Annotated in this window: 13 protein-coding genes; 12 read left to right on the top strand and 1 reads right to left on the bottom strand. The window is 39.4% G+C overall.

Going from position 1 to position 13,175, the window contains the following annotated elements; translation table 11 throughout:
- Nucleotides 1-3: 3 nt before the first annotated feature.
- The 12 genes from nuoN to EXE29_RS01855 all read left to right on the top strand — a co-directional run bounded on the left by nuoN (nt 4) and on the right by EXE29_RS01855 (nt 12,685).
- Entirely contained in the window at nt 4-1,548 is a 1,545-nt protein-coding gene (gene nuoN / locus EXE29_RS01800; RefSeq protein ID WP_106985491.1) for an NADH-quinone oxidoreductase subunit NuoN, read from the top strand.
- A 123-nt stretch (nt 1,549-1,671) separates the two neighbouring features.
- Nucleotides 1,672-2,307: a uracil phosphoribosyltransferase gene (gene upp, locus EXE29_RS01805; RefSeq protein WP_106985492.1), complete on the top strand. Its 636-nt coding sequence runs from the start codon at nt 1,672-1,674 to the stop codon at nt 2,305-2,307.
- Nucleotides 2,308-2,390: 83 nt separating this feature from the next.
- Nucleotides 2,391-2,684: a cold-shock protein gene (locus tag EXE29_RS01810; RefSeq protein ID WP_106985493.1), complete on the top strand. Its 294-nt coding sequence runs from the start codon at nt 2,391-2,393 to the stop codon at nt 2,682-2,684.
- 379 nt (nt 2,685-3,063) lie between these two features.
- The gene (locus tag EXE29_RS01815) at nt 3,064-5,103 is read left to right on the top strand and encodes a UvrD-helicase domain-containing protein (RefSeq protein WP_117006419.1); all 2,040 of its coding nucleotides are present in this window, start codon (nt 3,064-3,066) and stop codon (nt 5,101-5,103) included.
- A gap of 43 nt (nt 5,104-5,146) precedes the next feature.
- Nucleotides 5,147-5,599: a dUTP diphosphatase gene (gene dut / locus EXE29_RS01820; protein ID WP_106985495.1), complete on the top strand. Its 453-nt coding sequence runs from the start codon at nt 5,147-5,149 to the stop codon at nt 5,597-5,599.
- 585 nt (nt 5,600-6,184) lie between these two features.
- Nucleotides 6,185-7,606, top strand: coding sequence for a phosphomannomutase/phosphoglucomutase (locus tag EXE29_RS01825; protein ID WP_117006420.1), 1,422 nt, complete (start codon nt 6,185-6,187; stop codon nt 7,604-7,606).
- A 10-nt stretch (nt 7,607-7,616) separates the two neighbouring features.
- The gene (gene argB / locus EXE29_RS01830) at nt 7,617-8,525 is read left to right on the top strand and encodes an acetylglutamate kinase (protein WP_117006421.1); all 909 of its coding nucleotides are present in this window, start codon (nt 7,617-7,619) and stop codon (nt 8,523-8,525) included.
- A gap of 151 nt (nt 8,526-8,676) precedes the next feature.
- Nucleotides 8,677-9,456: a GNAT family N-acetyltransferase gene (locus tag EXE29_RS01835; protein ID WP_120363854.1), complete on the top strand. Its 780-nt coding sequence runs from the start codon at nt 8,677-8,679 to the stop codon at nt 9,454-9,456.
- 101 nt (nt 9,457-9,557) lie between these two features.
- Nucleotides 9,558-10,406 (top strand): class II glutamine amidotransferase, encoded by an 849-nt coding sequence (locus tag EXE29_RS01840; protein ID WP_106985522.1) that lies wholly within the window; start codon nt 9,558-9,560, stop codon nt 10,404-10,406.
- A gap of 276 nt (nt 10,407-10,682) precedes the next feature.
- A complete protein-coding gene (locus EXE29_RS01845; protein WP_106985498.1) occupies nt 10,683-11,138 on the top strand; it encodes a bacteriohemerythrin in 456 nt (151 codons plus the stop codon).
- Between the two features lie 141 nt (nt 11,139-11,279).
- On the top strand, nt 11,280-12,362 hold the full coding sequence (locus EXE29_RS01850) for an SLC5/6 family protein (protein WP_117006422.1): 1,083 nt from the start codon (nt 11,280-11,282) through the stop codon (nt 12,360-12,362).
- Nucleotides 12,362-12,685 carry an RnfH family protein gene (locus tag EXE29_RS01855; protein WP_106985500.1) on the top strand — a complete coding sequence of 108 codons (324 nt, stop codon included), beginning with the start codon at nt 12,362-12,364 and terminating at the stop codon, nt 12,683-12,685. The genes EXE29_RS01850 and EXE29_RS01855 overlap by 1 nt, the downstream gene beginning before the upstream one ends.
- 43 nt (nt 12,686-12,728) lie before the next feature.
- Here the strand turns inward: EXE29_RS01855 and EXE29_RS01860 are convergent, their stop codons facing one another.
- On the bottom strand, nt 12,729-13,127 hold the full coding sequence (locus EXE29_RS01860) for an outer membrane protein assembly factor BamE (RefSeq protein ID WP_106985501.1): 399 nt from the start codon (nt 13,125-13,127) through the stop codon (nt 12,729-12,731).
- Nucleotides 13,128-13,175: the final 48 nt, after the last annotated feature.

The following is a 13,175-nucleotide window of genomic DNA, read 5'->3' on the forward strand; positions in this document are numbered from 1 at the left end:
GTCATGAACTTCACAATGTCATTTGCAGAGCTTATGCCTCTAGCGCCAGTCATGATTGTTGCTTTAACAGCAGTAGTGGTGATGTTGCTGGTTGCGATTAAGCGTAATCATAATTTAGCAGCAACGACATCCGTTATTGGTTTGAACCTTGCTGCCTTATATATCGTATTTATTGTGCTTGCTGGTCAATATGCACCTGCAAACGTAATGAATTTGTTCATCGTAGATCCGTTTACGATGCTGTATCAGTTTGTGATTGTGGTGGCAGCGCTTGCATGCTGCACACTGTCACATGCGTACATCGAAACGTATAAAGACAACCGCGAAGAACTTTACATCCTTATGCTTGTATCTGTAACAGGTGCAATGCTTATGGTTGCAAGCACGCATTATGCGTCGTTCTTCATCAGCCTTGAGTTAATGTCGATTCCTGTATACGGTCTATTGGCGTACACACATCAACGTTCTCAATCGCTTGAAGCGGGTGTGAAATACCTTGTACTTTCTGCAACAGCTTCAGCGATGTTGTTGATGGGTATGGCGTATGTATATGCATACACAGGTTCATTAAACTTCGTTTCTGAGCCAGGTAAATTATTTACAACATTTGGTCAACCAGCTGTTGTACTTGGCTTAGCGCTTATTGTATTTGCAGTTGCATTTAAATTGTCTCTTGCGCCATTCCATAAATGGACACCAGACGTATATGCAGGTGCGCCAGCACCAATCGCTACATTCTTAGCAACTGTTGCTAAAGTGGCGATGATTGGTTTATTTGTTCGTTACTTATTGTCTTCAGGTTTAATCCTTGCAGACAGCTTCGTAACACTATTAACCATTATTGCAGTACTTTCGATTCTTGCAGGTAACTTACTTGCAGTTCGTCAAGTGAACTTGAAACGTATCCTTGCATACTCTTCAATTGCACACTTTGGTTATTTATTGGTTGCAATTATCAGTGCAAAAAATACTGATTTCTTACAACTTCAAGGTTTTGCAACTTTCGAATCTGTAAACATTTATGTGATTACTTATGTGTTAACAACAATCGGCGCGTTCGGTGTAGTAACACTTATGTCTAGTCCATATAACAATACAGACGAAGCAGGTAGCTTGGCTGAATACCGTGGCTTGTTCTGGCGTCGTCCAGTACTAACTGCAACTTTAACTGTAATGATGCTGTCTCTTGCAGGTATTCCATTAACTGCGGGCTTCATTGGTAAGTTCATGGTTGTGAAAGCTGCTGTTGCTGGCCAAGAATGGTTCCTTGCAGCTATGGTTATCGTTGGTTCAGGTATTGGTTTGTACTACTACTTACGTGTAATGGTTGTACTTTATATGACACCACCAGAAAACCCACGTATCGATGCTGTCGATCACTGGGGTCAAAAAGTGGGTGGTATCATGGTGTTAGGCGCTGCTGCATTAGTATTGTTGATTGGTGTGTATCCAGACCCAATCATTGCAATTTCTAAAGTTGCTTTCTTTGCGATTTCACCAGAATTACAACAATTCATTTTGTCTTTAGTACAAAGCGGATTTAACTAATTTAGCTATTTAGCTCAGTTATTACAAAAAAGCCTCCTGTAAAGGGGGCTTTTTTAATTTTATCGTACGGCAAAATTTACTATAATAGATAGAATTTGATCTTAACCTTTTAGGTGTTCTCCCGTGGCTATCCATGAAATCCGTCATCCATTAATCCGTCATAAACTTGGCTTATTGCGCCGTGCTGACATCAGCACTAAGAATTTCCGTGAACTTGCGCAAGAAGTCACTATGCTTTTGACTTATGAAGCAACAAAAGATTTACCTGTGTGTGACCATGAAATTGATGGCTGGGCAGGTAAAGTAACTGTAGACCGTATTGCGGGTAAAAAAATTACGGTTGTGCCAATTTTACGTGCAGGTATTGGTATGCTGGATGGTTTCTTAAACCTCATTCCAAGTGCAAAAGTATCAGTACTTGGTTTAGAGCGTGACGAAGAAACACTTGAAGCGCGTACTTACTATAAAAAATTAGTACCAGACGTACAAAACCGTATTGCGATGATTATCGATCCAATGCTTGCAACAGGTTCATCGCTAGTTGCTGCTATTGATGTATTAAAAGCAAGTGGCTGTAAAGACATCCGCGTGATGGTATTGGTTGCTGCGCCAGAAGGGATCAAACGTGTTGAAACTGCACATCCAGATGTGACCATTTTTACGGCTTCTGTAGATAACGGTATTAATGAAAATGGCTACATCGTTCCTGGTTTAGGCGATGCGGGTGACAAAATTTTTGGTTCAGTACAAAAAGACTAATTTTAGTACCGAATGAAAAAAGAGGCTTTCATAGCCTCTTTTTTATATAATGATGAAAAGATATTTGAGCATAGGACAGTAGCATGAAAGATGAAGTGTACGTAGGTAAAGTCAAACAATATGATCCTGAAAAGGGCTATGGTTTTATCGGTTCATCTGAGGGAGATATTTTCTTCCATATTTCAGATTTTCCATCTGCAGATGGTGAACCAAAACGTCATGATCGTGTGAAATTTACCGCAGTGAAAAATGGTGATAAATTTAAAGCGGTCAAGATTGAACGTGTAGAAGACAATTCAGCCAAAGCGAAAAAAACGAAAGTTGTGCAAAATAATAAATCAATTACATCAGCTTTGCTGTCTAACTTTAAACGTTAAGTCATTTTTTGCTGTTTTAGATGCTGTATAACAGATTCAATTCAGTAACATAAAAAAGGGGCAACGTGCCTCTTTTTTATTGGCTTTGTGCGGGTCTAATTTTTAAATATGCAGGGGTATTTTTTACTGAATGGTATTCAGAACAGTTAAAAATTTAGCTCAATACATTGCGTTTGTATCTGGCAGGTTTTTAGAGTTTATGCCTGAAAAACAGACAACAAGCCTATGTGTATTTTTAAAATAATTTATAGATTATCAATATTTTGCATCTTTAAGCACTCTGAGTTTTTAAATTTCAATCGCGCTAAATCATCTTTAGGGTTATACAGCGAACACTGAGATGACTATAATCGACACCGAATCAGGATGAGGAATCACTATGTCACTCGCAAGTCAGTTAAACGACAAGCAACTTGAAGCCATGAAATATACTCAAGGACCCTTGTTAGTACTTGCAGGTGCAGGTTCAGGCAAGACCTCAGTGATTACCCGTAAAATTGCGTATTTGGTGAAGCACTGCGGTATTCCTGCGCATCGTATTACTGCGATGACCTTCACCAATAAGGCTGCACGTGAAATGAAAGAGCGTGTGACCAAATTATTAACACGTGAAGAAGCCAAGGGCTTGTCGGTGTCGACCTTCCATACCTTTGGTTTAAATTTATTACGTCTTGAACTTAAAAATACACCTTTAAAAAATAACTTTTCCATTTTAGATGCAGATGACTGCAAACGCATTTTGATGGACTTAATGCATCGTGACAATTTATCTGGTGCTGAAAGCAAAGAATTGATCGCGAAAGCCATGAAAATGATTTCGGATTGGAAAAACGACCTGATTCCACCTGAGCAAGCTCACACCACTTGTGAAACAGCAGAAGATGTTCAATTTGCACATTTATACCAATTGTATGAGCGTAATTTACGTGCATACAACGCCGTAGATTTTGATGATCTAATTGTAATGCCAACACGATTATTACAAGAAAATGCAGAAGTACGTGATCGTTGGCAAAACCGAATTCGTTATTTGTTGGTGGATGAATATCAAGATACCAATACCGCGCAATATATTTTGGTCAAGCTCTTGGTGGGGGTGATGGGCCAATTTACTGCGGTAGGTGATGATGACCAATCCATTTATGCATGGCGTGGTGCAAAGCCTGAAAACATGGCTTTGTTAAACGAAGACTTCCGTAATTTAAAAGTGATTAAGCTCGAACAAAATTACCGTTCGACCAGTCGCATTTTAAAAGCCGCGAATACTGTGATTGGCAATAACCCACATATTTTTGATAAAAAATTGTGGTCAGACAAAGGCCATGGTGAAGTGATTCGTGTCATTACTTGCCGTAATGATGATGATGAAGCGGAGCGCGTCGTAAAGGATTTAATTACGCACAAATTAATGAATGGTAAAAACTGGAAAGATTATGCCATTTTGTACCGTGGTAATTTCCAAGCGCGAATTTTGGAAACGCAGCTTCGCCAAATGCAGATTCCGTATAAATTATCGGGTGGTCAGTCGTTCTTTGCGCGCTCAGAAATTAAAGACATGATGAGCTATTTACGTCTGATTATTAACCCAGAAGATGACAGCGCATTCTTACGTATTATTAATACACCTAAACGTGCGATTGGCCCTGTGACCTTAGAGAAACTGGGGCTGTTTGCACAAGAAAGTAATTTGTCCTTGCTAGCAGCATCGGGTGATCAGCGTTTAACTATGGCGATTCCCAAAAAAGCCACCACGCAATTGGCCGAATTTCATGACTTCATTGAGCGTTTCACACGTAATTTAATCGAAGATGATGAACCTGTACCCATTATCCGCCAAATGATGATTGAAGCTGGCTATATCGATTATGTGAAAGAAACGGCAGCCACACCAGCACAGGAAAAAACCAAGCTCGACAATATTGAAGTGTTGTACAGCAGTATCCAAAGTTTGATTAACCGTGCTGAAGATGTCGACGAAAAAAACATTGAAAGTGTCATTCGTAAAATGGTGTTGCTGGATATGTTGGAGCAACAGCAAGAAGAGGAAGATACAGATAAGGTCAATTTATTAACCTTACATGCATCAAAAGGTTTGGAGTTTCCTTATGTCTACCTGATTGGTTTAGAAGAGGAAATTTTGCCTCATAAAAACTCAATTGCGGCCGAAACTGTTGAAGAAGAGCGCCGCTTAATGTACGTGGGTATTACCCGTGCACGTCAAGGTTTGACCATCACCTTGGCAGAACAACGTAAAGCGGGTGGGCAAATGAAACAAATGACCCCGAGTCGCTTCTTGGATGAATTGCCACAAGATGAACTGGATTGGTTAGGTCGTAAGAAAAAACTGGCGGGTAATATTGATCCAAAATTGCAAGCACAGCATTACTTAGAAAATTTACGTGCGTTGATTAAGCGCTAATAAGCAATTTGTAAAATAAGTTACATTGAAACAGGAATGAAACATGAAAGTTCAAGTTAAAGTACTCGACTCACGTCTAGGTACAGAATGGCCAATGCCTGCGTATGCTACAGCAGGTTCTGCAGGCTTAGATTTACGTGCTTGTGTTGCTGAAACGACAGTGATTGAACCAGGTCAAACTGTGCTGATTAAAACAGGTCTTGCAATTTACATTGAAGATGTCAATTTTGCAGGTATGATTTTGCCACGTTCTGGCCTTGGTCATAAGCACGGCATCGTGTTGGGCAACTTGGTAGGTTTGATTGATTCTGACTATCAAGGCGAATTAATGGTTTCTGTATGGAACCGTAGTCAGACTGCTTTTAGCCTAGAGCCAGGCGAGCGCTTAGCGCAGTATGTACTGGTACCTGTGGTGCAAGCACAGTTTAATTTAGTTGAAGAATTTGAAGCAACTGAACGTGGTGCTGGCGGTTTTGGTCATACTGGCAAAAACTAAGCAGGCAATGCATGTAAGGTAATGTTTTCATTGCTTTACATGCATATTGACGATTGATTTATAAAAATAATAGTCATAGAAATAGATTAAAAATTAAAAAGTGTGAACCAGTTTGCGTATTAATGGGTGGCTTTATCAAATATCCCTAATATTAGTGATTGTTGGTATTATGTAATTCTCATAAACTATTGGGCAGATCAAATAGCCTAATATAGAAATAGGATAGTGCGATATTTGAGGTGCATAAACTATTCTATCTGTTTGATATATTTTATCTTTTAACTTGAACCGACTGTTTTTTTGTAATTACGTATTATTTTCACGCTTAAAATTTTTATCTTTTATAATTATGGGGTTAATAATTTTTTAAGGAATTTTGGATAAAATATTTTTTACTCAATGGTCAATTGATATTAACTATTTTATATTCAAAAGCTTAAGTTTTATTAATTGATTCTTAAACTAAAATGATTTAAAAAAGGAACACTTTTTTAAAGTATTTATGTGCTTAATTGTTTAATCAAACTGATTGTTCCTCCTAAAGTAGGCCACTGTTGATACGGGCAATTAAAAGAAGAATATCTTATGGGTTTACTCTATAACAATTTTCCGTCTCATATTTTCCGCGCGTACGACATCCGTGGTAAATCTAGTTTATTAACCAGTGATATGGTGGGTTCGATCGCCCATGGTTTAGCTCAGCAATATTTAAAACGTGGCCAAACATGCTTGGCTATTGGTTATGATGCACGTATCAATAGCCCGTTATATGCTTCAATTATTCAAGACGTGTGCGAAAGCTATGGGCTTGATGTGACGATTATTGGTTGTTGTTCTAGTCCAATGTTGTATTACATTGCACGTGATTTTTCTGGCAATGGTGTAATGGTGACTGCCAGCCATAATCCAAAAACAGATAATGGTATAAAGTGGATTGTGCAAGGCGAACCACCCACACCTGAAATGATTCAGCATGTTGCAACAGATGCAAAACATCATTTTGTGCCTAAGAAATCTGTAACACCACTTGAATTACCACACCAAATATTGCCTCAATATTGCTTACAATACCAACATGCATTATTGGCTGATATTCAGCTTCAAGCACCAATAAAAATTGTATTAGATGGTATGCATGGTTCAGCAGGTCGCTGTGCAAATTTAGTTTTAAATAAGTTGGGTTGCGAAGTGAGTGCCTTGCGTTGTGTGGCGAATGGTGAGTTTCCAGACCATGCACCAGATCCATCACAAATTGCCCATTTAAGCCAGCTACGAAATGCGGTTGTTTCACAGCAAGCAGATATAGGCATTGCGCTAGATGGTGATGGCGACCGTTTGGTGTTAATTGATGCACAAGGTACGGTCATTACTGCCGATCGTTTGTTATGTTTATTTGCGGAAATGTGTTTAAAAACGCATCCGCAAGCCGAAATTGTTTATGACGTAAAATGCTCGACGATGGTGCGTAATACAGTGCAGGCACTCAATGGCCAAGCAACCATGTTGCGCACGGGAAGTACCTTTTTACGCAAGTATTTGGCGCAATCAAAAGGTCACGCGGTATTTGGTGGCGAATATGCAGGGCATTATGTATTTAATGACGGGCGTGGCTGGGGCTATGACGATGGCTTATATGCAGCACTGCGTGTGATTGAATATATGCAAGCAGAGCAATTAAGTTTGGCTGAACTCTTGGCGCGTTATCCAGAACGCGTGGGTACGGAAGATCTTTATATTTCCACCCATCATGTCGACCCAAAAGCTGTTTTGGCCGAAGTAGAACGTCAATCTCAACAGATTCATGCAGAAATTAGCAAAATTGATGGGATACGGCTTGATTTTGATGATGGATTTGGCATCATTCGAGCATCGAATACAGGCGAGTATTTCACCCTTCGTTTTGATGCGGATGATATGACGCGTATGCGCCAAATACAGCGCCTGTTTGTCAATATGTTAGTTGAGCAGTATCCAGACATCGCTCAAGACATTTCAGATGCTCAATAAGGAGAGGCGAATGCCACATCAGCATACCGGCATCGACAAAGCACAGATTTTGACAGAGGCTTTGCCGTACATTCAACGTTTTTCAGGTAAAACGCTGGTTGTAAAATATGGCGGCAACGCAATGACTGATCCTGAGCTAGAAAGCTCATTTGCACGTGATATTGTTTTATTAAAAACTGTAGGTTTAAACCCTATTGTGGTTCACGGAGGTGGCCCACAAGTTGATTCGTTTTTGAAGCAATTAGGCCGTGAGTCTGACCGTATTGACGGTATGCGCGTAACTGACCCAGCTACGATGGAAGTTGTAGAAATGGTGTTGGGTGGTAGTGTGAATAAGTCCATTGTGAACCTGATTAATAAGCATGGTGGCCGTGCAATTGGTTTAACAGGTAAAGATGGTAATTTGCTTCGTGCACAGAAATTATTGATGCAGAAGACGGCAGAAGATGGTTCTATCAAAGAAATTGATTTAGGTCTAGTGGGCGAAGTCGTTGGTGTAAAAACTGATGTCTTGGAAATGTTCACGCAAGGTGATTTTATTCCAGTGATTGCACCATTGGGTGTAGATGAAGAAGGCAACACCTATAACATCAATGCAGATTTGGTTGCGGGTAAAGTGGCTGAAGCACTCGGTGCGGAAAAACTTATCTTGTTAACCAATATCAGCGGTGTATTGGATGAAAACAAAAACCTACTGACTGGTTTAAGCACACAAGAAGTTGACCGTTTAATTGAAACGGGCGTGATCTATGGTGGCATGATTCCTAAAGTGGGCTGTGCATTAGATGCAGTGAAGGGTGGTGTGGTAAGTGCACATATTGTCGATGGTCGTGTACCCCATGCAACGTTGTTAGAAATTTTTACTGATCATGGTGTGGGTACTTTAATTACCAACCGTCAAGCTGCTAAAAAAGCTTAAGCCTTCAAGATCGTCTGCTGTAAATATAAAAAGCCCCATTTCGATGGGGCTTTTTTTGTAGGTTTGAATTGCAACAGAATGCTATGTGGTCATGAAAATGTCATCGCGTACACCTAGTGTAAAACAACGTCAAAGAGCTGAGGTTGTGCACATGTTGGATAAACTAAATCAGTACCGTCAAAATTTTGCCTTACCCTTTTATAAAAAAAACCACAAAGCAACCAGTTATAGTTTTGAGTGGGTTGAAGACTTAGCTGGCCTTCAGCAAGTACAACAATTTAGAGCAGTGCAATTTGGGGCACAGTTTAATTTGCACTTTGCAAATGGGCTAGATCAAGATTTATATGATTTTAATTGTGAACACGCCGTATTACGTGACAAAGTCACTCAAGAAATCGTAGCGTATACCAGAATTAAGCGCTTACAAGGCTATGAGTTAGTCACAAAGAGCTATAGTCAACATGAATTTGATATAGCCAGCCAATTGGGCCATTTAGAGCATATTGTGGAAATTGGACGAACCTGTGTGCATCCACGCTATCGTTCAGGCAAAGCATTGTCTGTGTTGTGGCTAAACTTACTCCCCAAGGTGTTGTGGGAAATGAAAGCCAAATATGTCATTGGTTGTGTGAGTGTGCGGCTCAAGGGCAATGAAGCGCAGGCTTATTACACCCATCAATTTATAAAAAACTTAAAGCAAGGTACGAATTCTATACGGGCACAACAGTCGTATGAACCTGCATATCCGCAATATAGCTTTAAGCAGGATGAACGTATTCCAAAATTGTTTGATGTGTATTTAAAAATGCAGGCAACTTTGTCGCAACAGGCCTATTACGATCAAGAATTTAATTGTGTGGATTATTTTGTTTTTTTAGAGGTAGCCAAAATGGCAAAAAACTTTATTTTTCATCAAAGAATCACGCAATAGCGCTCAAAATAGCGAGCTGTGATGGATTTTGTTATTTGTAATCGTTTCAGGACTCATGCAGAATAGCGTTATCATTGACCACACTTATGATGATGACGCTTATGTGCCAGCTGTTAGGGATGAATTGTGCGACACCAACGGATATTACGTTTTCTTTCCGTGGTTTCTCTCAGCGTGCAGGTATTACATCGGATCATTGTGATGGTTTTGGTATCGCTTTTTTTGAAGATAAAGCCTGCCGTTTATTTGTAGACAATCAATCCGCCGTTGAATCACCGATTGCTGAATTGATTCGTAATTATCCAATTAAATCACGCAATGTGATTGCGCATATTCGTAAAGCGACCCAAGGTAAAATCAATTTAGAAAATTCGCATCCATTTAGTCGTGAGCTTTGGGGGCGCCAATGGATTTTTGCTCACAATGGTGATTTACATGATTTTTCACCTGAATTAGCAGGTCGTTTTACGCCTGTAGGCAATACAGATAGCGAATTGGCTTTTTGTTATTTGCTCGAACAATTGGTTAAACGTTTTGGCTATGAAGAGCCCAGCTTAGACCAAATCTTTGATGTACTCATTGAGATTTCTCCGCAAATTGCTGAACATGGCACGTTTAACTTCTGTTTATCCAATGGCCAAGCTTTGTTTAGCTATGCCATTACCAAATTACATTGGTTGGTACGTGAGTACCCATTTAAACCTGCACAGTTAATTGATTTAGATGTGGAAGTCGATTTTAGTGAAGTGACGACTGCTGATGATCGTGTGGCAGTTATTACCACAGAGCCTTTAACTCAAAATGAAGTTTGGACGGCATTTAAACCCGGTGAGATGATTCTCTTTCAACATGGTAAGCCTATTCGTCATGCTATGAGTGAAATTGCGCGTTTAGAGCGTGAGCGTTTAGATCCATCTTTGCGTCGCGTGACATTGGCAGATCATTATTGATTGCATTCAATATTCAAAATAATTGAGCTCTATATTTTAAATGACTGTTTTTTTGAAAATAGATGTAATTATTTATATGATTTATACTTGAATTGATTAAAAAATATCCGACTCTTGTGGTCAAGATTAAATATTAAAACAATAATAAACAATGATTTACATAATATTACTTTAAATACACATAATTCCGAGTAAATCACTTCATTTTTATTTAATCTATTTCGCTATATGATTAATTTTATGTGATAAATAATTCAAAAGTGGTAGGTGGTCGTAATGAAAATGAAATGGATTCCAGAATATAATACTGGCATTGATGTGATTGACGATCAGCATAAACGTATTCTTGATTATATTAATGAAATTGATAGTGTAGATGCCAATACGGATCGTGCACGTATTCAAGAAGTATTGAATAATATTATTGACTATACACAGTCTCATTTTACCTTTGAAGAGTCTCTTCAAGAAGAAGCGGGTTATAAATACCGTGTACCACACAAACGTGTACACGATTTATTTATTAAAAAGATTGAGTCATATCGCGATCGTTTTAATATGGGCCACGCGATTGAAGCAGAACTTCATGAAGTATTATCTAAATGGCTCATTAATCATATTCAACACGATGATGCAGATTATGTCGGCGCCGTGAAAGAAAATATGATGGGAATCATTAAAGAAAAAGAACAGAAAAAAGGTAAAAACTGGTTCGCTCGCTTCTTCTCATAATTCAAGATGAACGAGATAAGAAGAACTAAAATCTAATAATGATTTAGCGCAGCAAATCACCGTAAGGTGGTTTGCTTTTTGTTTTTGATTTTCCAGACAGAGCAGGGCAAAATAGCGCTAGCTTTTTTAAAGGAACGCCTCATGCAGGATAATGCTATGTCAAAATGGTTATCGCCTCTGATGGCTTTTTGTGTCTCATTTATTATTATTGCGACTCTTGCGCCAATAACGGGGATTCAAATTGACCGTCAGCTAGATTTCTGGTTGCTCTGGCTTGCAACAATGCTCATTTTAGCATTGCCATTGTGCTATTTAGAAATCGCACTTGCAAAACGCTCAAATACCACCGCTTTACAGGCATTATCTAAATTAACACGCGATGCAGATGCATCTGCGAAATGGCGTTTGGCAGGCTGGTTAGCTGCTGTTTTTATTCCATTTTTGGTGGGTGGTGTACTGTCTAATATTAGTCAGCTTTTACAAGCTACGGCAGTTCCTGCGCTAGGAACACCTATTGTATTGGCAGGTCTTGCAGTATTGGCAATTGTTTTGTCCTTTATCCCACGCCAAATTACGGTACTTCTAACAGCTGTAGGTGTATTGGCTTCTTTAGTGTTGGCCAATGTTATGGGCACACAGCTTCCAGCATGGCATGTTACACCTGTTGAATTTAGTGAATGGGGAAGTGCAACAGTATTGGCTCTAGTTGCGAGTGGTTTAGGGCTAGGCCTATATTGGCAAAGTAGTTTATTCGCAACACAAAGCCAAGAATCTGCAACTCAAACTGCACTACCTATTTGGTTCGCACAATTATTGGCAGTTGTTGCGTTTGGTTTCTTTGCTGTCAAAACAACCGTACCTGCGTATGCATTAGCATTTGCAGCAACAATGTTTGCAGCTTTAGTGCTCAATTTAGCACGTGAACAATTACAGCAGCGCCAAATTGCAATGCCTGTGCAGTGGCTCGTAATACTGGTTCCAGTATTTATTTGGGCAATTCCAAGTATTAGCCCTATTTTCAACACAGTGTTGATTCTCTGGGGCTTGGTGATTTGTTTGGTATATGCGGTTTTCGTTGGTTGGATTATGAAAATTAGCCATTTGCGTAAAGCACTGAATTTTTCAAATGAAGCGTTTTATAATATTTGGCGTATAGCGGTGCGTATTGTTATTCCACTATCGATTGTGTTGGCGATTGTGGCTGTATTAGGTCGGATGCTCTAATGGCGGTACAAAAAATTTGGGTGGCTTATGCTGGCCCGACAGCTCAATTTCATATTTCAGTCCCATTTAATGAAGGCATGACTGCATTAGATGCGATTCGTCTTAGTGGGATTGAGCAACAAACAGAACTCCCCGAAAACCTTCAATTGGGTATTTTTGGTGTGCGTTTAAAAGATCATCAGCAAATTTTACAGGCGGGTGATCGCGTTGAGATTTATCGTGCATTAACGATTAATCCAAAAGAGATACGCCGTAATCGGGCTGCAAAAAATCCGGTCAGTCGTTATTGTCGCGGAAATCGCTTTAAACAATTATGGTCATAAAAAAAACCCCTCAACAGAGGGGTTTATTTTTATATGAAACTGATTATAGTGGCGGTGCAGTTAAAATTGCTTCTTTTGAGCCAGGTAGACCTGGTTGTGATTCTGGAATAGTGTCCAAACCTTCGATTTTTTCGACGATGCCGTTTTGGTTAAAATAAACTTTTAAATGCTGACCAGATGCAGCAGGAATCTTCGCTTTTTTAGCATAGGTTCCTGGGGTATAATTGTAGATGTAGTCCCAGCGCAAAGGATTCATTGGATCTGTAATTGTTGGGCTTCCAAGCACAAAACGAACTTGTTGGAATGTCATACCCACTTGGATTTTTGATGCTTGCGCCTTAGTTAACGGCGTTCCTTGTGGAATATCAACTTTATAAACGCCCAAGGTTGAACAGCCTACGAGCAATGAAGTGACGAACAACGTCAGCATGAGTTTTTGCATTTTGCTACACTATCCCAAATTAATTATGATGCATTTGATCCAAGGATA

Source organism: Acinetobacter sp. WCHAc060006 (genome assembly GCF_004209135.1).
In the GTDB taxonomy this organism is placed as follows: Bacteria; Pseudomonadota; Gammaproteobacteria; order Pseudomonadales; family Moraxellaceae; genus Acinetobacter; species Acinetobacter cumulans.

What these genes read in the sequence shown, in the direction of transcription:
- EXE29_RS01855 (WP_106985500.1), top strand. Translation starts at nt 12,362, where the DNA reads ATGGCGGTACAAAAAATTTGGGTGGCTTATGCTGGCCCGACAGCTCAA.
- dut (WP_106985495.1), top strand. Translation starts at nt 5,147, where the DNA reads ATGAAAGTTCAAGTTAAAGTACTCGACTCACGTCTAGGTACAGAATGG.
- nuoN (WP_106985491.1), top strand. Translation starts at nt 4, where the DNA reads ATGAACTTCACAATGTCATTTGCAGAGCTTATGCCTCTAGCGCCAGTC.
- EXE29_RS01850 (WP_117006422.1), top strand. Translation starts at nt 11,280, where the DNA reads ATGCAGGATAATGCTATGTCAAAATGGTTATCGCCTCTGATGGCTTTT.
- EXE29_RS01815 (WP_117006419.1), top strand. Translation starts at nt 3,064, where the DNA reads ATGTCACTCGCAAGTCAGTTAAACGACAAGCAACTTGAAGCCATGAAA.
- EXE29_RS01840 (WP_106985522.1), top strand. Translation starts at nt 9,558, where the DNA reads ATGTGCCAGCTGTTAGGGATGAATTGTGCGACACCAACGGATATTACG.
- EXE29_RS01810 (WP_106985493.1), top strand. Translation starts at nt 2,391, where the DNA reads ATGAAAGATGAAGTGTACGTAGGTAAAGTCAAACAATATGATCCTGAA.
- EXE29_RS01825 (WP_117006420.1), top strand. Translation starts at nt 6,185, where the DNA reads ATGGGTTTACTCTATAACAATTTTCCGTCTCATATTTTCCGCGCGTAC.
- EXE29_RS01860 (WP_106985501.1), bottom strand. Translation starts at nt 13,127, where the DNA reads ATGCAAAAACTCATGCTGACGTTGTTCGTCACTTCATTGCTCGTAGGC.
- argB (WP_117006421.1), top strand. Translation starts at nt 7,617, where the DNA reads ATGCCACATCAGCATACCGGCATCGACAAAGCACAGATTTTGACAGAG.
- EXE29_RS01845 (WP_106985498.1), top strand. Translation starts at nt 10,683, where the DNA reads ATGAAAATGAAATGGATTCCAGAATATAATACTGGCATTGATGTGATT.
- EXE29_RS01835 (WP_120363854.1), top strand. Translation starts at nt 8,677, where the DNA reads ATGTTGGATAAACTAAATCAGTACCGTCAAAATTTTGCCTTACCCTTT.